Genomic DNA, 570 nt, shown 5'->3' on the forward strand with positions numbered 1-570 from the left:
CCCTTCGGGCCTTGCACTACCTCGAAGCTGACCTTTTGGCCTTCCTTCAGGGTTTTGAAGCCCTGCATGTTGATCGCCGAGAAATGTGCAAACAGATCTTCGCCGCCTTCGTCGGGCGTGATGAAGCCGAAGCCCTTCGCGTCATTGAACCATTTGACAATACCAGTTGCCATACCTACTTCCCCTGTCACACAGTCGCTACTTACAACGAGCACGCTCGAAAAGCTAAACGACCGGCATACGCAGCCGTTCCCCCCTCACAAGCTCACCTCGGCCTCTTCCCAAATTGTCAAAGACGAATTGAAAAAAGTGCCAGCTTGATTGTTGGCGCTCTTTAATGGAGTGTCAAGAAAATTTTTAGACGTATACGGGGACGTTGTAAAGAACCCATTTCTCAGGGTTTATCCCGCTTTGCTTTGCAGCATCGGAGCGAGCGAGGCAGCTTGAAAAGTCGCATAATCGTCGCATATACCAGGCTCGAGTGACACGCGTTCGAGGTCGTCCGCGTTGTGGGATACTCGATCCATGCACAGTGGGCGAGCGGCATGCCGCATGCTGGCACATCGAACG

1 protein-coding gene is annotated in these 570 nt (G+C 52.8%); it reads right to left on the reverse strand.

The window, feature by feature from the left end:
• A partial coding sequence (locus tag J5M67_RS27525; RefSeq protein ID WP_207888554.1) for a cold-shock protein occupies positions 1 to 173 on the reverse strand: 173 nt, incomplete at its 3' end.
• Between the last annotated feature and the right edge of the window lie 397 nt (positions 174 to 570).

It is taken from the genome of Pseudomonas sp. 30_B (assembly GCF_017491605.1).
GTDB lineage: Bacteria > Pseudomonadota > Gammaproteobacteria > Pseudomonadales > Pseudomonadaceae > Pseudomonas.